Annotated in this window: 25 protein-coding genes; 11 read left to right on the plus strand and 14 right to left on the minus strand. The window is 71.2% G+C overall.

Annotation, left to right across the window (positions count from 1 at the left end):
- Nucleotides 1-171 precede the first annotated feature (171 nt).
- The 3 genes from AB0H81_RS08820 to AB0H81_RS08830 all read left to right on the plus strand — a co-directional run bounded on the left by AB0H81_RS08820 (nucleotide 172) and on the right by AB0H81_RS08830 (nucleotide 2367).
- Nucleotides 172-783: a DUF305 domain-containing protein gene (locus AB0H81_RS08820; protein ID WP_358371217.1), complete on the plus strand. Its 612-nt coding sequence runs from the start codon at nucleotides 172-174 to the stop codon at nucleotides 781-783.
- Between the two features lie 89 nt (nucleotides 784-872).
- Nucleotides 873-1127 (plus strand): hypothetical protein, encoded by a 255-nt coding sequence (locus AB0H81_RS08825; RefSeq protein WP_358371220.1) that lies wholly within the window; start codon nucleotides 873-875, stop codon nucleotides 1125-1127.
- Between the two features lie 145 nt (nucleotides 1128-1272).
- Nucleotides 1273-2367: a YbdK family carboxylate-amine ligase gene (locus AB0H81_RS08830; protein WP_358371223.1), complete on the plus strand. Its 1095-nt coding sequence runs from the start codon at nucleotides 1273-1275 to the stop codon at nucleotides 2365-2367.
- Nucleotides 2368-2412: 45 nt separating this feature from the next.
- Here the strand turns inward: AB0H81_RS08830 and AB0H81_RS08835 are convergent, their stop codons facing one another.
- The 5 genes from AB0H81_RS08835 to AB0H81_RS08855 all read right to left on the minus strand — a co-directional run bounded on the left by AB0H81_RS08835 (nucleotide 2413) and on the right by AB0H81_RS08855 (nucleotide 5854).
- The gene (locus tag AB0H81_RS08835; protein ID WP_358371226.1) at nucleotides 2413-3426 is read right to left on the minus strand and encodes a zinc-binding alcohol dehydrogenase family protein; all 1014 of its coding nucleotides are present in this window, start codon (nucleotides 3424-3426) and stop codon (nucleotides 2413-2415) included.
- A 106-nt stretch (nucleotides 3427-3532) separates the two neighbouring features.
- Complete coding sequence (locus tag AB0H81_RS08840) at nucleotides 3533-4303, minus strand: alpha/beta hydrolase (RefSeq protein WP_358371229.1); 771 nt, start codon at nucleotides 4301-4303, stop codon at nucleotides 3533-3535.
- A gap of 66 nt (nucleotides 4304-4369) precedes the next feature.
- A complete protein-coding gene (locus AB0H81_RS08845) occupies nucleotides 4370-4588 on the minus strand; it encodes a hypothetical protein (RefSeq protein ID WP_358371232.1) in 219 nt (72 codons plus the stop codon).
- Between the two features lie 66 nt (nucleotides 4589-4654).
- Complete coding sequence (locus AB0H81_RS08850) at nucleotides 4655-5419, minus strand: protein kinase (protein ID WP_358371235.1); 765 nt, start codon at nucleotides 5417-5419, stop codon at nucleotides 4655-4657.
- A gap of 63 nt (nucleotides 5420-5482) precedes the next feature.
- Complete coding sequence (locus tag AB0H81_RS08855) at nucleotides 5483-5854, minus strand: MerR family transcriptional regulator (RefSeq protein ID WP_358371238.1); 372 nt, start codon at nucleotides 5852-5854, stop codon at nucleotides 5483-5485.
- Nucleotides 5855-5919: 65 nt separating this feature from the next.
- Here AB0H81_RS08855 and AB0H81_RS08860 point away from each other — a divergent pair, with 65 nt between their 5' ends.
- Entirely contained in the window at nucleotides 5920-7128 is a 1209-nt protein-coding gene (locus tag AB0H81_RS08860) for an MFS transporter (RefSeq protein WP_358371241.1), read from the plus strand.
- A gap of 80 nt (nucleotides 7129-7208) precedes the next feature.
- Nucleotides 7209-7703: a DUF3592 domain-containing protein gene (locus tag AB0H81_RS08865; protein ID WP_358371244.1), complete on the plus strand. Its 495-nt coding sequence runs from the start codon at nucleotides 7209-7211 to the stop codon at nucleotides 7701-7703.
- A 27-nt stretch (nucleotides 7704-7730) separates the two neighbouring features.
- Here AB0H81_RS08865 and AB0H81_RS08870 read toward each other — a convergent pair whose 3' ends face one another.
- The 5 genes from AB0H81_RS08870 to AB0H81_RS08890 all read right to left on the minus strand — a co-directional run bounded on the left by AB0H81_RS08870 (nucleotide 7731) and on the right by AB0H81_RS08890 (nucleotide 12115).
- Nucleotides 7731-8723 carry a MerR family transcriptional regulator gene (locus AB0H81_RS08870; RefSeq protein WP_358371247.1) on the minus strand — a complete coding sequence of 331 codons (993 nt, stop codon included), beginning with the start codon at nucleotides 8721-8723 and terminating at the stop codon, nucleotides 7731-7733.
- A gap of 89 nt (nucleotides 8724-8812) precedes the next feature.
- Nucleotides 8813-9091, minus strand: coding sequence for a hypothetical protein (locus AB0H81_RS08875; protein ID WP_358371251.1), 279 nt, complete (start codon nucleotides 9089-9091; stop codon nucleotides 8813-8815).
- 276 nt (nucleotides 9092-9367) lie between these two features.
- On the minus strand, nucleotides 9368-10006 hold the full coding sequence (locus AB0H81_RS08880) for a GPP34 family phosphoprotein (RefSeq protein WP_358371254.1): 639 nt from the start codon (nucleotides 10004-10006) through the stop codon (nucleotides 9368-9370).
- A complete protein-coding gene (locus AB0H81_RS08885; protein ID WP_358371257.1) occupies nucleotides 10003-11385 on the minus strand; it encodes an APC family permease in 1383 nt (460 codons plus the stop codon). The genes AB0H81_RS08880 and AB0H81_RS08885 overlap by 4 nt, the downstream gene beginning before the upstream one ends.
- A 208-nt stretch (nucleotides 11386-11593) precedes the next feature.
- Entirely contained in the window at nucleotides 11594-12115 is a 522-nt protein-coding gene (locus tag AB0H81_RS08890; RefSeq protein WP_358371260.1) for a GNAT family N-acetyltransferase, read from the minus strand.
- 138 nt (nucleotides 12116-12253) lie between these two features.
- Between AB0H81_RS08890 and AB0H81_RS08895 the strand changes: the two genes are divergently transcribed.
- Both AB0H81_RS08895 and AB0H81_RS08900 read left to right on the plus strand, forming a co-directional pair.
- Entirely contained in the window at nucleotides 12254-12793 is a 540-nt protein-coding gene (locus tag AB0H81_RS08895) for a DinB family protein (RefSeq protein WP_358371263.1), read from the plus strand.
- A 27-nt stretch (nucleotides 12794-12820) separates the two neighbouring features.
- Entirely contained in the window at nucleotides 12821-13372 is a 552-nt protein-coding gene (locus AB0H81_RS08900) for a GNAT family protein (RefSeq protein ID WP_358371266.1), read from the plus strand.
- Nucleotides 13373-13515: 143 nt separating this feature from the next.
- Here AB0H81_RS08900 and AB0H81_RS08905 read toward each other — a convergent pair whose 3' ends face one another.
- Nucleotides 13516-14220 (minus strand): hypothetical protein, encoded by a 705-nt coding sequence (locus tag AB0H81_RS08905; RefSeq protein ID WP_358371269.1) that lies wholly within the window; start codon nucleotides 14218-14220, stop codon nucleotides 13516-13518.
- 146 nt (nucleotides 14221-14366) lie between these two features.
- On the opposite strand from AB0H81_RS08905, the gene AB0H81_RS08910 reads away from it, so the two are divergent.
- The 4 genes from AB0H81_RS08910 to AB0H81_RS08925 all read left to right on the plus strand — a co-directional run bounded on the left by AB0H81_RS08910 (nucleotide 14367) and on the right by AB0H81_RS08925 (nucleotide 16606).
- A complete protein-coding gene (locus AB0H81_RS08910; protein WP_358371272.1) occupies nucleotides 14367-14840 on the plus strand; it encodes a GNAT family N-acetyltransferase in 474 nt (157 codons plus the stop codon).
- Between the two features lie 15 nt (nucleotides 14841-14855).
- Nucleotides 14856-15299, plus strand: coding sequence for a VOC family protein (locus tag AB0H81_RS08915; protein ID WP_358371275.1), 444 nt, complete (start codon nucleotides 14856-14858; stop codon nucleotides 15297-15299).
- 120 nt (nucleotides 15300-15419) lie between these two features.
- Nucleotides 15420-15887: a hypothetical protein gene (locus tag AB0H81_RS08920; RefSeq protein WP_358371278.1), complete on the plus strand. Its 468-nt coding sequence runs from the start codon at nucleotides 15420-15422 to the stop codon at nucleotides 15885-15887.
- Nucleotides 15888-15982: 95 nt separating this feature from the next.
- Nucleotides 15983-16606 carry a hypothetical protein gene (locus AB0H81_RS08925; RefSeq protein ID WP_358371281.1) on the plus strand — a complete coding sequence of 208 codons (624 nt, stop codon included), beginning with the start codon at nucleotides 15983-15985 and terminating at the stop codon, nucleotides 16604-16606.
- Between the two features lie 33 nt (nucleotides 16607-16639).
- Here AB0H81_RS08925 and AB0H81_RS08930 read toward each other — a convergent pair whose 3' ends face one another.
- The 3 genes from AB0H81_RS08930 to AB0H81_RS08940 all read right to left on the minus strand — a co-directional run bounded on the left by AB0H81_RS08930 (nucleotide 16640) and on the right by AB0H81_RS08940 (nucleotide 19501).
- The gene (locus AB0H81_RS08930; RefSeq protein WP_358371284.1) at nucleotides 16640-17041 is read right to left on the minus strand and encodes a hypothetical protein; all 402 of its coding nucleotides are present in this window, start codon (nucleotides 17039-17041) and stop codon (nucleotides 16640-16642) included.
- Between the two features lie 1074 nt (nucleotides 17042-18115).
- The gene (locus AB0H81_RS08935; protein WP_358371287.1) at nucleotides 18116-18628 is read right to left on the minus strand and encodes a hypothetical protein; all 513 of its coding nucleotides are present in this window, start codon (nucleotides 18626-18628) and stop codon (nucleotides 18116-18118) included.
- 195 nt (nucleotides 18629-18823) lie between these two features.
- Nucleotides 18824-19501: a macro domain-containing protein gene (locus tag AB0H81_RS08940; protein WP_358371289.1), complete on the minus strand. Its 678-nt coding sequence runs from the start codon at nucleotides 19499-19501 to the stop codon at nucleotides 18824-18826.
- Nucleotides 19502-19812: the final 311 nt, after the last annotated feature.

Genomic DNA, 19812 nt, shown 5'->3' on the forward strand with positions numbered 1-19812 from the left:
TGCCCGGGGCGCCGCCCCTGTGCCGGCGCCGATGGGAGATACGCGGGCGGGCCCGCCGGCGGCCGAATCAGCAGCCCGCCGCAGGGGCCCGCGTGTCGGTGACGCGCGCGCGGGCCGGTCGATTCCACGATTACGGTCAACACCCGTACCGTCACCAGGAGTCACATCATCATGCTCGCGCACCGTACGACCGCCCGCATCATGATCGCCGCTGCCGGGGTCCTCGGCCTGCTCACCGCCTGCGGCGGGACCGGTGGCGATGTCCCGGCCACCGGCGAGATGCCCGACGCCCCCGCCGTACGCCAGACGGAGGCCCAGCCCCCGGGCGCGCACAACGACGCCGACGTCCTGTTCGCGCGGATGATGATCCCGCACCACCTCCAGGCCGTCGAGATGGCCGAACTGGCCGCCACGCGCGCCGAGGACCCCGAGGTGAAGAAGCTGGCCGAGCGCATCAGGGCGGCTCAGGAGCCGGAGATCGCCGCCATGCGCGGCTGGCTCAAGGCGTGGGGAGCGCCCGAGTCCACGCGCGGGCACATGAGGCACGGCATGCCCGGCACGCTGTCCGCCGACGACATGGCGGATCTCGAAGCGTTCAGCGGCGACATCTTCGACAAGCAGTTCACCCGGATGATGATCGACCACCACGAGGGGGCGGTCGCGATGGCCCAGAGGGAGCAGCGGGAGGGGGAGAGCGCCGAGGCCAAAGGGCTCGCCAAGAGCATCGAGACGTCGCAGCGGGACGAGATCGACCAGATGGGGCGCATCCTCGACCGCCTCTGACTCTCCACCGCTGACCTGTGGTGTGGCCGTTGACGGCCCGGAAAGAGGACCGCCCGGCGTCGAGGGACCACTGGGAGGAGCCGTTGAGGATGGATCTGGAGCAAGTCATGCCGCCCCGCGACGCGTTCTTCGCCGAGACGGAGCAGGTGCCGGTGGAGCAGGCGTCCGGACGGATCTCGGCGGAGATGCTCACGCCGTACCCGCCGGGCATCCCGGCCGTGGTGCCGGGGGAGCGGCTGACGTACGAGGTGCTGAAGTACCTGCGTTCGGGGGTGGACGCGGGCATGGTCGTCCCGGACTCCGTGGACCCGGCCGTCACGTCCGTACGGGTCGTCGCGTCGTGACGCACCCGGCGGCCAGCCGCTCGAAAGCCCGTCGTCCCGGGGATGACCTGCGAAAACGTCGCGTGAGAAGCCGCCGGAGAGGGTAGTTACCACAGGCGGGCGCTCCCTCCGGCGCATCGGACGTGACGGGCGAGGAGGTGGCGCCATGGTCACCAGCGCGGCGGTCCAGGCCGCGGGCCGGACGCTCACCGTGGGCGTGGAGGAGGAGTTCCTCCTCATGAACCGCGCCGACGGCGAACTGGCGCTGACAGCGCCCCAGCTCATCGACCTCATGGGCGACGACCATGTCAAGCCCGAGGCCATGCGCTACCAGCTGGAGACCGTCACCTGCGTGTGCGGATGCCCGGAGGAGGCGGGGAGCCAGCTCCGGGCGCTCCGCCGCCGGGCGGCCCAGGCCGCGGCCGAGAACGGCTGCCACCTCGTCGCCTCCGGCGTCGCCCCGCACCGCATGCCCGGCGCGGACGCCGTGACACCCGACCCCCGCTACCGGGAGCTGGCCAGGCGCTTCGGCCCGCTGCTGGCCTGCACCGGCACCTGCGGCTGTCACGTCCACGTCGGCATGCCCTCGCGCGAGCTGGGCGTCCAGGTGCTGACGCGGGTGCGGCCGTGGCTGGCCACGCTGCTCGCCGTCAGCGCCAACTCGCCGATCGCGAACGGCCGCGACAGCGGGTGGCAGAGCAAGCGGTACCGGCGCTGGGCCCGCTGGCCCTCGGCCACGGCTCCCCGGGCGTGGCGGTCGGTCGGCGACTACGACGCGGCCGTGAGCAGGCTGATCCGCCGGGGGCACGCGATCGACGAGCGCGGCGTGTACTTCCACGCCCGGCTGTCGTCCCGCTACCCGACGATCGAGCTGCGCATCATGGACGCCTGCCTGTCCGTGGACGACACCGTCCTGATCACCAGCCTGGCGCGGGCCGTGGTGGGGCTGGCCATCGCCGAGCTGCGGGCCGGCGTGCCGATCAGGCGCATCGGCGACGTACGGGTGGCCGCCGCGCTGAACGCCGCCGCCCACCACGGCCTGGCCGCCCCCACCCGCGACCCGTACACGGGCCGGGTGGTGAACCACGAGCGGATGCTGGCCACGCTGCTGGACCGCGCCCCGGACGCCGACCTGATCGCGGGACTGCTCCAGCGCGCCCGGGAACGGGGGACGGGCGCCGCGCGGCAGCGGGTGCTGTGGGCGGCGGCCGAGACGCCTCAGGAGTTCGCCCGCCTGCTGGCGGAGGCAACGGTCTCGTGAGCCCCGCCGAGCCTCGCGGGACCGGCGTGCTCAGGCGTCCATGTGTCAGGCGTCCATGTGCAGGACGGCCGCGCCGGTGATCCGGTCGGCGGCCAGGTCGGCCAGGGCCTGCCCGGCCTCGTCCAGCCCGTACGGCACGGTCGTGACGCGCAGCGGGCTGCGGGCGGCGTGCTCCAGCAGGGCGCGGCCGTCGGCGCGCGTGTTGGCGGTGACGCTGCGCAGCGTGCGCTCCTGGAACAGGTGCTGCCGGTAGTTCAGGGACGGGACGTCGGTCAGGTGGATCCCGGCCACGGCCAGCGTGCCGCCCCGGTCCAGGGCGGCCAGCGCCACCGGCACGAGGTCGCCCACGGGCGCGAACAGGATGGCGGCGTCCAGCGGCTCCGGCGGGGCGTCGTAGGCGTCGCCCGCCGAGGCGGCGCCCAGGTCGAGCGCCAGCCGCCGGGCCTCCGGGGCGCGGGTCAGCACGTGCACGGTCGCGCCCTGGGCGATGGCCACCTGGGCGGTCAGGTGCGCCGAGGCGCCGAACCCGTACACGCCGAGGCGCCCGCCCGGCGGCAGCTCGGCGCGGAGCAGCGCCCGGTAGCCGATGATGCCCGCGCAGAGCAGCGGCGCCAGCTTCTCGGCCGGCGGATCGGCGGGCAGCGGGTGGACGAAGTCCTGAGGGACGGTCAGGTACTCGGCGTAGCCGCCGTCGGCGTCCCAGCCGGTGTAGCGGGAGTCCGGGCACAGGTTCTCGGCGCCGCGGCGGCAGTAGCGGCAGACGCCGCAGGTCGAGCGGAGCCACGCCACGCCGACGCGGGCGCCGTCGGGCAGGTCCGCGCCGGGGCCGCGGCCCGCGACCCGGCCCACGACCTCGTGCCCGGGGACGGTGCGGGGCCGGCGCGGGGTCAGGTCGCCCTCCGCCAGGTGGAGATCGGTACGGCAGACGGCGCACACCTCGACCTTGACCAGCACCTCGCCGGGGCCGGGCTCGGGGACGGGGAGGCGCACCCGTTCCAGGGGGTCACCGGCCATGGGCCCCGGCCGCGCCACCACCCACGCCGTCATCGTCTCCGCCATCCCCCCATGGTCACACGCCCGGCCCCGCGCCTCACTGCGCGGTGCCGACGTCACGAGGAAGGAGCCTCCGCAGGGGCGGGCTTCCACCGCCACGTGCCGCCCGAGTTCAGAGGATTCCTGCCCGCCTGGCCGCCCCGTTGATGAGCGCGGCGGTCAGGCCGCCGTGCCGGTACGGGAACGCGTGCGCCCCCGGCACGGTCACCGAACGCCCGTCGGCGGCCGACGCGGCCAGCCGGTCGGCCCACGACTGGGTGGCGACCGCGTCGTGGACACCCCGGGCGACGAGCATCGGGCACGACACAGCCGGCGCCAGCTTCTCCGGCTCGTCCTCCTGCGCCGTCCGCACGAAACGGGTCAGCGTCTTCAGCCCCGCCCGCCGGTAGTACGGCAGCGTCGAGGTGAGCAGGCCAGCGGGTTCGTGCACGGTCGTCCGGACGTACGAGGCCAGCAGGGCTGAATCCGTGCGCAGCCTCGGCGGGAACGTCGGCCCGAGCAGGACCAGCGCCCGGACGAGGTCGGGCCGCTCGGCCGCCACCCGGAGCGCGACCTGCGCCCCGGTGGAGTGCCCGGCCAGCACCACCGGCCCGGCCGGCACGGACTCCAGCCACCGGGTGACCAGCGCGGTGACGGCGGGCAGCTCAGGCGCGCACGACCACGGCGCGCGGCGCCCGAACCCCGGCACGTCCAGCAGGAACGAGCGCGCCCACGGGCCGCACCCGGCCAGCGTGTCGAACAGGTAGCCGAGGGCGCCCAACCCGGGGACGAGGACGACGGTCCGGCGGTCGGGGTTCTCCCGTCCCGTTTCGAGGCTGCGCACCCGCGGCCCGCCGGCGCCGTCCCAGCGCTCGTCCACGTGTACCCGCCCCAAAGCCTTCACCCACTCGTCCGTGTCCCGTCCTTCCTCCTGTCAACGCCGGGGCCGAACCGGCCGTTCCCCACCTGCTCAGCTCACGAGGGCCTGGGTGGCCGACTCCTTCAGCCGGACGTTCGCCCACCGCACCTGCCGCAGCGTCTGCGGATGGCACCGCTCGGCCAGCCACTCGGCGGCCTTCTCCCGGACCCGCTCGGCCGCCGTGGACTCGCCCGCCGGCTCTCCTGGAGGAAGCGGTCCAGGCGTACCGGCCACGTCTCCCCGGCGCCGTACGGCGTGCGCGTGGCCCACGGCTCGGCGATCCTGTCCACTCGCGGCATGCCGCCCCGCTACCCCGGACACGACGGCGCACGCGCGTCAGGTGGGGAAATGCAGAATCAGGTACTCGTACTCGCCCTCGCCGGCCCGCTTGAACGTCCCGTCGCCGTCGAGGTCGCGGAACACGGTCAGGTAGACGTCCCGCCGCTGGTCCGCCACCGCCGTGTCCACCTGGTCGCGGAAGAACCGGGAGACGAAGACCTTGTCCTGGGTGCCGGACTGGTGGGAGACGCGGGTGCCGACCAGATAGTTGTGGCCCTCGTTGTTCAGGTACAGCCGGCCGGAGCCGTACTCGTAGTCGGCGATACCGGTGCCCGGCCGGAAACAGGGGTGGTCGGCGACCTTGCCGCCGTCGGCGGCGAGCAGCACGTTCGCGGGCTTGAAGTCGCGGTGCACCACGCCGGCCGCGTGGATGGCGCCCAGCGCCGTGGCCGTCGCGATGGCCAGCCGGTCGAGGTCGGCCCCCGTCAGCACGCCCCGCTCGCGCACGGCCTGCAGCACCGACGGCCCCTCGACGTACTCGCTGACCACGTACGGCGGATCGGCGCCCGGATCGGCGGCCAGGACGCGGGCCGTGCAGAACGGCGCCACCCGCTGGAGCGCCGCGAGCTCCCGGTCGAAGAAACGCCGCACGTCGGAGCCGGACCCGAACCCGTCGTGCAGCAGCTTGACGGCCACCTTCACCCCGGCCGGCGACGTGCCGAAGAACACGGTGCCCTGCCCGCCCTCGCCCAGCCGGCCGTGCAGCACGTACCCGGCGATCTCGCGAGGGTCCGTGGACCGGAGCGGTCGCAGCGGCGGCATGGATCCGATTGTGCCGGATGCCGCGCCGGTTCCGCAGGCGTGATCGCGCGTTCGCGCGCCCGCCTAGGCCGGAGCCTTGGCCTGCCGCACGACCTCCAGATAGTCCTCGATCGCGTCGCGGTTGCGGGTCAGGCAGGCGATGCGGTGGTTCATGCGGTCCAGCTCACCCTCCAGGGTGGCGAGCATCTCCGGGGTGGCGTCCGGGAAGTGGATCACATGGGGCTTGTCCAGGCAGGGCAGGATCTGTCTGATGATCCGCGTGGGCAGCCCGGCGTCGAGCAGGCCCCGGATCTGCACGACCCGGTCCACGAACCGCTCGTCGTAGTCGCGGTAGCCGTTCGCGCACCGGGTGGGCGTGATCAGCGCCTGCTCCTCGTAGTAGCGCAGCAGCCGCCGCGGCGTGCCGGTGCGCTCCGACAGCTCTCCGATCCGCACGTGACCGACCTCACACCTCGTCGCTTTGACCCTCACATCTATGTGATGGTTCGAGCATACGCAGCATGAGCGACCGCACCACGCGGCCCGTCCCGCCCCGCACCGCGATCCCCGGGGAGCGCCTGCCCCTGGGAGCGCTGCTGGCGCTGGCCACGGCCGCCTTCATCACCGTACTGACCGAGACCCTGCCCGCCGGCGTCCTGCCCGCCATGAGCGCCGGACTAGGCGTGAGCGAGTCCGCGACCGGACAGCTCGTGACCGTCTACGCGATCGGCACCGCCGTCTCCGCCATCCCCCTGTCCGCCGCCACGGCGGGCTGGCCGCGCAAGCGCCTGCTGCTGAGCGGCGTGGCGGGGTTCGCCGTTGCCAACACCGTCACGGCCGTGTCGGCGTCCTTCCCGCTGACGCTCGTGGCGCGGTTCGTCGCCGGGGTGGCCGCCGGGGTCGTCTGGGCGCTGCTCGCCGGGTACGCCCGCCGCCTGGCCCCCGCCCACCTCCAGGGCAAGGCCATGGCGATCGTCATGGCGGGCATACCGGCGGCGCTGTCGCTGGGTGTGCCGGCGGGCACGTTCGCGGGCGGGGCACTCGGGTGGCGGGTGACGTTCTGGGCCATGACGGCGATCGCCGCCGTCCTGCTCGCCTGGATCGCCGCGCTCGTCCCCGACCATCCCGGTCAGCGGGCCGGGGGCCGTCCCCCGCTGCTGCGCACGCTCACCGTGCCGGGCGTCGCGCCGGTGCTGCTCGTGACCCTGCTGTTCGTGCTGGCGCAGACGATCCTCTACACGTACGTCGCGACGCTCCTGAACGCGAACGGCATGGGCGAGGCCGTCGACCTCGTCCTGCTGATCTTCGGCGTCGCCTCGCTGGCGAGCATCTGGCTCGTCGGGGCGCACATCGACCGCCGCCTGCGCCCCCTGACGATCGCCGCCGTCGTCCTCGTCGCCGTGGCGGCGGCCGTGCTGGCGGTGGCCGCGCGCAACCCCGTGCTGGTGTACGCGGCGGCGGGACTGTGGGGGCTCGGCTGGGGCGGAGTCCCCACGCTCCTCCAGACCGCGGCGGGCGACGCGGGCGGGGAGGCGGCCGACACGGCGCAGGCGGCGCTGGTCACACTGTGGAACGCCGCCATGGCGGCCGGGGGCGCGGTGGGCGGCGTCCTGCTGGGCCTCTTCGGGACGGGCGCGTTCGCGTGGAGCACCCTCGCGCTGCTGGCCCCCACCCTGGCCGCCGTCCTCCTGGCCCGCCACCACGCCTTCCCACCGCACCGCCTCACCTGAGGACGTGCCTCACGCGGGAGCGGGAACTCCTGTCATGCCGGAACGTTCTCACTTGCGGGGCGACCAAAAGGAGATCTCCGGTGCAACCATTTCCTCTGTTCAGCTACTTACCGCTGTCGTTCGTGGCGTTCGGAATGCTGATCATTCTGATGACGGTCAGGAGGATCCTCCGCGGCAGGCAGTTCGCCCGCCACGGCAAGCGGGTGCCGGGCGTGGTCAGCGACGTCCGGACCAGGTTCACGGGGCGAGGGGAGCACATGCGTGCGAGCGAGTGGCCGGTGCTGACCTTCACGACCGTGGACGGACGGGAGATCACCACCGAGGCGGCGACTCCCTCCGGCCTCGGTGTCGGTGACGAGACCGAGGTGCTCTACGACTCGGAGGACCCGACCACGGCCGTGCCCGCGGAGAACGTCGGCGGCGGCTACGGCGGTATCGTCGTCGGGCTCATCGCGATCGTCGTCGGCCTGGTCTTCTTCGCCGGCTTCCGATCGAATGTCCACGAGACCGGATGGGAGAGAACCGGCATGCCGGCGACTTCGTCGGCACCGCCGGCCCCCGGCCTGGTCTCGTGACGCCGATGTCAGGAGCACACACCGCCGTCAGGCATCCGGGGCGGCCTCCGGCAGGCGGGCGCGCAGGGCGCGCACGGTCCAGTCGAGCACCGGCGTCAGGCTCTCGGGCGGCGGCCAGCCGTTGACGACGGCGAGCAGCCGCAGGTAGCGCTCCCGGCGCGGGTCGTTCACCGCCTCCAGATGGCCGAGCAGCCGCCGCCGTAGCCCGGCATTCCCGACCGGGGGCGACCCGGCCTCACTCGATGGCCCGACCACCTGGGCGTACCGGGCCATGACTGCGGCGACCACCGCCTCGGCCTCGTCGGACGCCGGATCCACGCCGGCCGCCACCGCCGGTCCCACCTCCTGCCGGACCACCGCCACCGCGTCCGGCCTGGGCACGGCGCCGGGCACGGTCCCGGCCGCGTGCTCGTCGGCGACACGGCGCAGCACGGCGCGGAAGCCGGGGTCGCGGGAGAGCTGCGCCAGCTCCACCCACGCCTCCACCTGCTCCGGCTCGGGGTCGTCGGGCAGCTCGGGCGTCATCGAACGCCTGATCCCGGCGAACGTCCCCATGGGAGTCCCGGTTCCGTCCGTCTCGTCGAGGCCGCCGAACGCGGCGTCGAGGAAGTCCCCGACCAACCGCCGCCGTTCGTCCTCGGAGAGCCTGGCCAGTGTGTTCATGAGCTCCATCTCCTCAGGGGTGGACCCGCGCCTGGCGACCGCCGTCAGCACCGCGCGCCGCAGCCGCAACGTCCGGATCTGCACGGCCAGCGCCTCGGCGTGCGCGGCCGCCACCTCGGGCAGCGCGACCTCCCGGTCCACGACCCGGCGCACCGTGGGCAGGTCCAGCCCCAGCTCGCGCAACGTCCGTACGAGATCCAGCCGCGCGACGGCGTCCACGCCGTACAGGCGGTAACCGGCCGGGGTACGGCCGATCGGCGGCACGATGCCCTGATCGGAGTAGAACCTGATGGCCTTGACCGTCAGCCCGGTCCGCCGCGCCAGGTCACCGATCGAGTAGAGCGCGTCGCCTTCCATGCCCCCACCCTGCCGTCTCCCCTCACGGGAGACTCAAGCGCCCGCCCGCGTCCGTCCCGCCGGGAGGGGTCCCGAGCCCTGGAGCCCGGTCAGGGGCGCGGACCCGGCCACGGCTTCCACCGGGCCGGCGCGTCGGCGTTGTCGAGGAACCGCTTCGCCTTGTCCACGCACTCCGGGCAGACCGGCTTGTCGACCGCGCGGGCCACCGCCTCCGGGGTCGGCTCGCGGACCGATCCGAGGACTGTCATCCCGGGCGGAAAGCCGGTCTCGGGGTCGACGGAGAACATCGTGACGGTCGCGGGGTCGTAGGCGAACGTGCGGCCACAGCCGTAGCAGCGGCCTATCGTCGTCGGCTGCTTGTCCGTCATATCGCGTCCGTCCCGTCTGTCGCCCGGCGTGCTCATGGTCGCACGGCCGGTCGCGGCCGCCCAGTCCACAGCCTGTGGACGACTTCCAGGCCGAACCCCCGGCCGAGGACCTGGCGGCGCGTTTAGCCGAGCGACTCGGGCAGGATCCACGGCGCCGCGAACGTCCTCCTGAACGCGGACTCGTTCATCGCCCTCGACCAGATCGTCGTCGTGCCCGGGCGAAGCGGCACGGGGTGGCCACCGCGCTGCTGGAGGCCGTCCGGGAGGCGGGGCCGCCTACCGGTAGATGGCGACGGCGGCCTCGGCGATCAGCGTGTCGACGAGGTCCACGACCTGCTTCGCCTCGAAGGAGTCCTCGTCGGCGATGGCCCGCAGCCGCTCGATGAGCCGGCCCGACGACTGGTTGAGGTAGAGCTCCGCCTCCACCCGCAGCACCGACACCAGGCCGCACAGCACGGCGCACCGCGTGTCCGGCTCCTTGAAGCCCTCCGCGGCCGACCGCACCCCCGACGCCGCGCGTACGGCCCAGGTGATGTCGGTGAGCTGGTAGCGGAGGTACGGCAGCATGCCCATGCGGCGCTTGGTCACCGGGGCGAGCACGCCCTTGGCGACCAGGTCGTCGCGGGTGCGCTCGTAGAGGTCCTTCGCCGCCGTCTTGATCCAGAACTTGACGTCCTCGTGGTCCCGGTCCCGGGGGATCAGGTCGACCATGGCGTCGGCGATCGCGTCACCGGTACGCCCCCGCTCGAGGACCGTGACCCGGCCCTGGACGACGGCGACGCGGTCGTCCAGGATCAGCTCGGCCAGCACCGCCCCCGCCAGCGCCAGCGCCAGCGACGACGGGTGGGTCAGGAGCTTGCCCGCCTCGCTGTGGGCGATGAGGTAGAGGTCCTGGTGCAGGGGCAGCCGGTTCACACCGGTTCCTTCGCGTCGAGACCTCGCAGGACGGGCCGGCGTCCCATGGCGTACATGCCGGCCAGGAATATCGCGCCGACGACGAGCCAGACGAAGCCGGCCACCTGCGCCAGGACCTGGGCGTTGATGACGACGAGGATGAGGATCGCCATCCCGATCAGCGGCGAGATCAGATGCGCCCACAGGTTCTCCGAGCGCTGCCGGATCACGTAATGCACGATCACGGACACGTGCAGCATGATGAAGGCGACCAGCGCACCCATGTTGATCATGCTGCTGAGCAGGTCGACGCCGTCCTCGAGGGAGGACATCCACAGCCCGAGCCCGACGGACAGCGCGGAGACGAGCAGGATGGCGTTGGTCGGCACCGAGTTCTTGACCGACACCTTGGCCAGGAACGTCGGGAGCTGGCGGTCGCGCGCCATCGCGTACAGCAGGCGCGACACGGCCACCTGGGCGACCAGCGTGTTCGCCACACCCCAGGAGATCGCGGTGGCGTTCGACGTGAGCCACCGCAGCCACTCGCCGCCCGCGACGGCCGCCGCGTCCTGGAACGCGGTGCCGGTGTCGTGGTTCAGCAGCGTGGCGGGGTCGGGCACGAGCAGGGCGGCGACCCAGACCTGGACCATGAACAGCACGCCGGCCAGGATCAACGCGAACCGCATGGCCTTGCTCACCTGCGCCGACCCGCCGGTGGACTCCTCGACCAGCATGCTGATCCCGTCGAACCCGAGGAACGACAGAACCGCGACCGACACCGCGGCGAAGATCACCGGCCACGAGAAGGTGTCCGGGTTGAACAGCGGCGACAGGCTGAACCCGTGGCCCGCGCCCTGGAGCAGGGCCCAGATGCCGATTCCGAGGAACAGCGCCAGCACGACCAGCTCGGCGGCGATCATCACCCGCGCGAATTTGAGCGTCATGCGGACGCCGCGCAGGTTGATCACCGTGTTGACGGCCACGAAGATGAGCAGCCACGCCCACACCGGCACCTGCGGCACGGTCGCGTTCATGGCCAGGGACGCGACCAGGTAGAGCAGGCTCGGGACAAGCAGGTAGTCGAGGAGGATCGCCCACCCCGTCATGAACCCGACCGGCGCGCTGATGCCACGGCCGGCGTAGTTGTAGACCGATCCGGACAGCGGGAACGCCTTGACCATCTGCGCGTACGAGGCCGCCGTGAACAGCAGGGCGATCATCCCGACCAGGTACGCCAGGACCGGCATGCCGCCCGAGCGGAAGTAGACAAGGCCGAAGATCGCGAAGGGGGCGATCGGCACCATGAAGTTGAGGCCGTAGAACACGAGGTCGGCCGCGCCGACGCCGCGGCGCAGCTCCTGCCGGTAGCCGAACTGCTCGATCTGCTCTTGTGGCTGCACGACAGTCTCCCCATGTCGTCATGCACCGATGTGCGGGGGGCGGGCCGCCGGTCCGGACGGGGCACGGACATCGCGGTGTTTCAACGGGTGATCCTCCCGTAGCGGAGGGTCGCGTCGCAAGGGGCGGAAGGGGCAAACGGGCATTGAGTGCCTGTTGTGGCCGCAAGGTGATCGTTAGGTGACCAAAGGCCCGGCCGGGCGGCTCGCCTCAGGCGGGATCGTCGGTGAAGCCGAGGCGCCGGTTCATGGCGATCGCGGACGCGTTGCGCGGGTGGTGGAACGTCCTGAGCAGCCCGTACCCGGACGACCGGACGAAACGGATCGCCAGCAGCTTCAGCGCCAGCGACAGCCCCTTGCCGCGGTACGGCGCGAGCACGCCGGTCATCTCGCTGAACGCGTACCCCTCGGCCGGGTGCAGGGAGGTCGCGGACATCCCGACCCAGGCGCCGTCGTGGACCGCCAGGACGACCCCTCCGGGATGAAAGCCCGGCACGTCGCAGCGCCTCGCGACGAACTCCTCGTACGTGAAGAACTCGCCCCGCTCGGGGATGTCGGCCGAGCACGTCCTGTTGAGCTCGTAGAGGGCGCGCCGGTGATCGTCGGTGTCGCCCCCGAGCTCCGCCATGGTCGTCAACCCGACGCCCGCCTCCTGCGCCCGCCGCAGATACGGCTCGAAGGCCGCGTCGTCGAACCCGTCCACGTCCAGCCGCAGGCGCACCCAATCCACCACGAACCCGACCCTAGTCGTGCGACCGCCCCCCTCCGCAGCCGGGCGCTTCACAGGTCCCTGACCGGGGTCTCCCCGAGGGACGGGCGGGGTGGGGCCCTGCCCCGGTGACGCTCCGGAACGCCGGTATGATCACCGCCCATGTCCACCCTCGACGATCAGGGCCGCCCCGAGCCCCCTCTCGCGGCCGACGAGACCGCCACCGTCCTGGGCTTCCTGGAGTTCCACCGGGCGACCCTGGCGTGGAAGTGCGCGGGACTGGACGCGGACGGGCTCAGGGCGACCGCCGGAGCCTCGTCGATGACCCTGGGCGGGATGCTCAAGCACCTCGCGTACGTCGAGGACGAATGGTCCTCGTACTGGCTGCACGGACGAGACCGGCAGCCCCCGTGGGACGCGGTGGACTGGAAGGCCGACCCCGACTGGGACTGGCACTCGGCCGCCGACGACACCCCCGAACAGCTCCACGCCATCTGGCGGGAGGCGGTGGACCGCTCACGCTCCCTGGTGGCGGAGGCGCTGGCCGACGGCGGTCTGGACCGGCTCGCCCGGCGCACCCGGCGCGACGGCCGGGCGCCGAGCCTGCGCTGGATCCTGGTGCACCTGGTGGAGGAGTACTCCCGGCACAACGGGCACGCCGACCTCATCCGCGAGTCGGTGGACGGCCTGACCGGGGAGTGACCGCGTGAAATCTCTTGGGAGGCTTCGATGACGAGCGACGCGATGGTGCGGCTGCGGCCGGTGACCGAGGACGACCTCGACATGTTCCGGCGCTTCGCCACGGAACCGGGACTCATCGGGCTCGACTGGGCGGGTTTCCGCGACGCCCAGGCGCCCGCGCGGCGCTTCGCCACCAACGGCTACCTCGACAAGGAACACGGTCGCCTCATGGTGGCCGTGGACGGGAACGAGACGGCGGCCGGCTTCGTCGACTGGCACGAGATCGTGGTGGGCGTCGCGACGTACTGGGAGATCGGCATCGCGCTGCTGCCCGACTGGCGCGGCCGCGGCATCGGCTGGCGCGCGCAGGCGATGCTGTGCGAGTACCTGTTCACGCATACGCCGGTCGAGCGGATCGAGGCGCGCACGCACCCGGAGAACATCGCCGAGCAGAAGTCGCTGGAGAAGGCGGGGTTCCGGCTGGAGGGCGTGCTGCGCCACATCGAATTCCGCGACGGGCAGTGGCGCGACGGCTGGGTCTACAGCAGGCTGCGCAGCGACCCGGCGCCGTCCTCCGTCGCCTCTGGAGACGCCGCCTAGACCAGGCGGCGAACCCTCTCCAGGACCTCCCGCCGACTCGTCTCCACGGTCCACCACGTGCTGTCGGACACCAGAATCGCGAGCCTTCGCCTCGGCCGCCTGACCAACCGATCCCTGAGTTCGCGCTACGTCACGACCAGGGTTCACCACCACCTGGACGTCGCGACACGGACGAGTGGCCGGCCGCGCAGCATGCGCACCCCCAGCGGCACCAGGGCCACGCAGAGCAGGGCGGTCACCAGCACGTCCGGGATCGAGGCGCCCTTCAGCACCCCCATCCAGGTGCCCCCGGCGAGCAGCAGCATCACGGCACGGCCGACACCGAACAGGCGCGAACGCCAGGCGGCGACGGCCAGCAGGAGAGACCCCGCGTACTGGCCGACCGAGGCCCAGACCGGTATCCGCCACGGCCCGTACGAGATGTCGACGTACTCCTTCATGATCGCGTTCGTCGCCTGGTCCAGCCCGACGACCTCGGTGAGCTGGAAGGCGGTCTGGTCGGCGCCGGCGAAGTACAGACGCGCAAACAGCCCCGCGACCAGCAGCGTGGCGCCCCAGAAGGCGAGGCGGCCGCCCACCTCCTGCGCCAGGGCGACGAAGGCGGGGAAGAGCAGCAACGCCCCCAGCGCGAACACCGCATACGAGAGGGTGAGCAGCGCGGGCTCCGAGGTGTAGGCGAGGAGCTGGCCGTACGCGGCGAAGGGCTGCGTCTCGGCCCACGCCTGCTGCTGAGGGGTGAGGGCGACGACCGAGCTCACGTAGCGCAGTAGGTATCCGGCGCACATGACGACCGGCCCCAGTGCGAGCGTCACGCCGCCGATCCAGCGTCCGGGAAAGTGTGTGTTCATGGTGGCGAACATGTCACCGGCGGCCAGGGTGAATCATCCGCCGATCGTCAACCGACTCCCCTGCCGAAAGTCAGGTCCGCCTTCCCCGCAGGACTTACGAAGACCAACGAGGCCGGCCATGCGTGCCCGCCCCCTATCGTTCTCGCATGACGAGAAGCCTCCGGCTCGTGCCCATCACCCCCGCCAACATCGAGGCGGCCCTCGCGGTGAAAGTCCGTCCGGACCAGGAGCGTTTCGTCTCATCAGTGGCGAAGTCGCTGGCCGAGGCGTACGTGCACCCGCAGGTGGCCTGGCCGCGCCTCATCCTCGACGGTGAAAGTGCCGTGGGCTTCCTCATGGCATTCCTCGACATCGACTGGAACGGCAAGGGAGTCGACTTCCGGTCCGGCCTGTGGCGCCTCAACGTGACACCCGACGCGCAGGGGCGCGGAGTCGGCCGCTTCGCCGTCGCATCGGTCGCCGCCGAGGTCAGGCGCCGTGGCGGCACGCAGATGTACGTCACGTGGGAGCCGGGCGCGGACGGGCCGGAGGGGTTCTACCGGAAACTTGGGTTCCAGCTCACCGGGGAGACGAGCGGCGGCCAGACGGTCGGCGTACTGGACCTGACGAGCCCCTCATGAAGAGGTGAGCCCCTCATGAAGAACAGCCCGAAGAAGGAGCGAGGCTTGAACGGCGGGGTCACCACCGGAACGCTGCACCACGTCGAGATCTGGGTCCCCGACCTGCCCCGGGCCATCAACGGCTGGCAATGGTTGCTGCGGGCCCTCGGCTACACCGAGTTCCAGCACTGGAGCAACGGACGCAGCTGGCGTCTGGGCGACACCTATCTGGTCCTGGAGCAGTCGCCCGCGCTGAGCGCCCATCAGCACGACCGCCGCCGCCCGGGACTGAACCACCTGGCCTTCCACGTGGAAAGCCGCGCCCGGCTCGATGCCCTGGTCGAGCAGGCGCCCGCGCACGGCTGGACCCTGATGTTCGCCGATCGCCATCCCTTCGCCGGCGGGGAGCAGCACTATGCCGCCTACCTGGAGGACCAGGACGGCTTCGAGATCGAGCTGGTCGCTGCCGGCGGAGCGTGACCGGGCGAGAGTCCGGCGGATCTTGACCGGGCGAGAGTCCGGCGGATCCTGGGCCGGTGGGGTCCTTTTCGGTACGCTCTGCCCATGTCTCGCCGGTCACCTTCGGTCCGCTCCCGGTTCGTGAAAATCGCCGCGGGCCTGGCCCTGGCGGCTCTCCTGGCGAGCGGGCTCGCGTACACCAGCCTGATGACCGGCCCAGGCTCGGGCTGCACTCCCGCGGAGGAAGACCTCGTCCCGGTGCTGAGGTCTCAGAAGGTCCTCGCCGTCCACCCGGACGGCGCCCTCCCACGGAACGACCACAGCGGATGCTTCCCGGACGACCCGTTCCCCTACGCCGGCACGTTCTACGAGTTCGCGGGCCCTCGGGAGCAGTACACCACCTTCTACGGACGCGCGGTCAGGGCGGACGGATGGCGGCCGATCGTGACGGCGCAACTGTCCGAAGACGTCTGCTACACCAAGAAGATCGGCGACGCCGTCGCCTTCCTCTCGGTGACGGAACACAGCGTTGAAGGCGTACGGGGGTACGGCATCGACATCTCGGCTTCCCGGGGCGACGTACCGGCGGACGGCGGCCTCATGTGCTGAGAGCGCACGCCGGTGGCTTCCGGTCGCCGCCCTGCTTTCTCTGAACGGTCGCGACTTCCTCTGAACGGTCGCCGGCGATGAAAGGCCCTGGAGTGATGGACGAAGACATTCCTTTACGCTGTCGCGACATCCTTCGTCGCCATTACGCGTTCATCGAATATCGCGAGTTCTTCTGCTGTCGGGTCATCACACCACTCACCCCCGGCGAAGCCATCCGGCGTATCGGCATGAGGGAGAACGACCTTCTTCCCGCCGCGGGCCACGACACATCGGCCGAAGAGGGGTGCCTGCTCATTGGCCAGGTCGGCCCTGCCGTCGTGACCTTCGACCAGAACGGTACCGGCCGTTTCCTGCGCAACGCCGAGGCCCTCACGAAGGGCTGCGACCACGGAATGGCGCACTGGGACTTCTACAACCTGACGTTCGCCTACCGTTGCCGCGACGGCAGCGGAGGAGGCTGGGACGGGGAATCACGTGATCTGGAAGAGATGCCGGATCCCGTGGCGGCATTGCGGGCCGGGCCTCTGGCGCCATACGCCGGCCTTTTCGCGCGCGCTGTCGAGATGTTCGATGCCGGCGAGGACGATGACGTCGATCCGGTGGTCTACCTCCAGGCCGTCATGTTGACGGTCCTGGAACTGGAGACAGGCGTACGGGTCGACGATGGGCTCATTGACGGCCTCCCTCATGCCGTTCACGTTCCGGCGAGCCTGCGGTGACAGTCGATGCCGAAGGGGCGGCGCGGTGCACGATCACCAGGGAAGAACCGCGGAAACACCCAACAGAGCTGCCTGGAGAACCATGATGCTGACGGCGGTGCGGAGCGCCATCAGTTTCCAGAGAAGCGCCCGCAGAACCCGCTGGGCGGCCCATTGCTCACGAGGCTCGCGGTCGGCCGGAACCGGGCTTAACAATGACGATCCCGGACCGGGCCGTCGCCAGAGACCCGCGACCAGGACGACCGCGGCACCAACTGCACAAGCCTGCGAGAACAGGCCCGCCAATAACGACAGGAGACCTCCCGGTATCGTCTGTCGGGTCACCAGCAATAACGCGCCGGTCGTGGCGAGCAAGGCCACGGTGGCGGCGTCGGCCCATAGAATCGTCCGGCGATGACGAGCGGTATCCGAGATGGAAAGCGTCGACTCCATCACACTCCTGACCGTAGCACGCGAGTGTTTCTCCAGGATTGGATTCGTGATCCGCATCAGCGGTTCAACCGATATCGCAGAAAAGGAGAGGGAATGGCCACGTGGACATTCTTCGCCGCCGGGCGGCGGGAGGACGGGATGGCCAGGCGCACGTACGCGCAGACGGTGCAGGCCGCGTAGGACGCGCTCCCCTTCACACCGGAGTGGCGATGGCCGGGAACGGGTGACGCTGGACCGTGCCTGTCGGGCCCAACGGCTTCCAGGGGTTGCGGGCAGGAGGCCTGTTCCGGCTCTCCATCACGGGAGGGCGCTGAGCGCGTTGTGGAACGCCAACGGCGCCGGGCAACTCTCCTACGCCGAGCACGGCCACGTGCTGACCATGACGGACCTGCTCGCCCCTGTAGATCGTCGAGGATCTTCCCGACGCTCTGTCGGCTTGGGGGCCTGGCGGAGGAGGACGATCTCCGGAGTGTGGGCTGACGTTGGGGGGCGTCACCGGGCAGCGCCTGGACGCGCAGTGGCTGGCGGCTGAGCACCCGAGCGCCGGCCTGGAACGAGCGCCATCCCGAGCCTGAGCGCCACCCCGAGCCTGAGCGCTGCCCCAACCCCGGAGCCACCGCAGACTCCGAAAGGCCACGCCAGATCCGAAACCCACCGGAGACCCGAGAGCACCCCAAGGCCCGAGAAAGCCGCTCCAGACCTGAGAGTCACCATGGACCCGAGCGCTGTCCTGACGATCGCTCTGCATAGGCGTCGCCGCCGACCGTTCTCGCCGACTTGCGTGCCGAACTACGCCTGTTCAGCCAGGGGCTTCTCGCCCAGAGCCCCGTGTCCGACGCGCCACGCCCGGCGCTGGAACGCTGACACACGCGCGGTGACCACTAGGCGGTAGGCGTTCTGGAAGCGGCGGTCGAAGATAGTCCGGTGACCGCAACAAGGGACGCCATCTTCCGGGACCGCATGCTCAGGCTCGACGACCGCATGGGCCGCCGCGTCCGGGCGTTTTTGGGGGTGCTGGATCAGATCCTGCAACAGGCCGTGGCCGATCCCCGGTGCCTTGCGCCCAGGGCGTGACTATCAAGCTCGTGCTCGCAGTCGTTGCCACCACGAAGGCTTGATGACGCGAGCGGTGCTCCCGCGAGGTGCTTCCCCCGTGGCGGCGTACTGGAAGAACGCCTCGAGGTCATGCACGGTCCCCTCGTGGATCCGCTTGGCGACCTTGTTGTGCGGATAGCCGCGCACTCCGACAGGGCTCTCCACGGCGGCGGCCTTCTGGTCGGTGCAGTACACCCACGCCCAGCCGCAATTACGGACGATCATCTCACCCAGGTACGCGCCCGCGCTCATGATCACGCTGTGCGTGACCTCGGGCGACGGCTTGGAAGCGGTGAATTCGGTGCAGTAGTTGTCGAGGTGGTGAATGAATGCCGGGTCCCAGTCGAAGGAGTATCCCTCCGCGCGCGAATGCTCCACGAAGACTTCGGCCAGCTCGCGCATGTATGCGGCCGTATCGGCGTCACTCGGTGGTGGTTCCTGATGTGACTTCGCGCGCACCATCGCCTCCTCGATGTTGATCCGGATCGCTGTCATGCAGAGCCGCCATGTCGGGGCGGCAATTCAGAGCGGCCATGTCGGAGCGGCAATGTCAGAGCCGCCGTGTCAGAGAAGAGAGCCCCGTCCGCGGGCCTGGCCTGCGGGCCTCGTCCGCTTGAACAAGGCCCCCACGCGTCGCTCGCCCGATGCGCATGAGGGACGACGCCCACCGCTCCGATGACGTCGAGCTGTTCAGCCGCGGGAACGGGCGGACTCCGGAGGCGTGATCCGCACCCGCGTCTCCTCGGGGTGGCTCTCAAGGTCGTCGAGCTGCTCGCGGATCGTCTTCCGCAGGTCGTCGTAGTCCTGGAACGAGTAGTCGTTGAACAGGGTGTAGCCCGTCCACATCAGGTTGGCGCACACCCGCGCCGGCACCCGGCCCGTCGCCGCGCCCATGCCGACGAGCGCCACCGACGTGATGCTGCCCGGCTCCTTCTCGTTCTGCATGTGGATGGCCTGGAACGCGGCGGCGCACGCCAGCGCCACGTTCAGCGTCTCGCTGACGTTCTGCGCCGACTGCACCATCGTCGGGGTCGAGATCAGGAACTTCGGGTTCACCGCCCCGGACGGTACGCACACGGCGCTGCCCACTGGCAGCGTTCCCCCGAACTGGTCACGGATCGCCCGCTGGACGCGCAACTGGATCCCCGCCCCAAGGTGCCGCTTGATCACGGCATCGACGCCGCCGTCCATCCGGCCGCGGGAGTTGGTCGGGTTCACCCAGGCGTCGACGTGCTGGTCGAGGATCGAGCCCTGGTGGATCTCGATCTCGGGGGTGTCGGCGAACGCCGCCCGCCATGACTGCACCACCTCCGCGTTGACATCCGCCAGCACTACCTTGAGCTGCGGCTTCACACGGTCGACGATCATGGTTCACTCCGGTGGCGGGGAGGGGTGTTTCCGACGTCGATGAAGATATCGCCGTCCTCCGACAAAACAGATCTTGGCTGGGGTGGGGGAGCGGTCCCCGCACTCGTGTGCGTCCCGGCTCCCGACGGACCTCGCCCAGACCCGGCCAGTTCAGCTCACCCGGACCAGGCCGGCTCGCCCGAGCTAGGTCGGCTCGCCCCAACTAGGTCGGCTCGTCTGAACTAGGTCAGCTCGCGCGGACCCGGGCATCCCGCGCCGGACCCGCACATCCCGCGCCGGACCCGCACATCCCGCGCCGGACCCGCACATCC

The organism is Nonomuraea sp. NPDC050691 (assembly GCF_040654455.1).
GTDB lineage: Bacteria > Actinomycetota > Actinomycetes > Streptosporangiales > Streptosporangiaceae > Nonomuraea.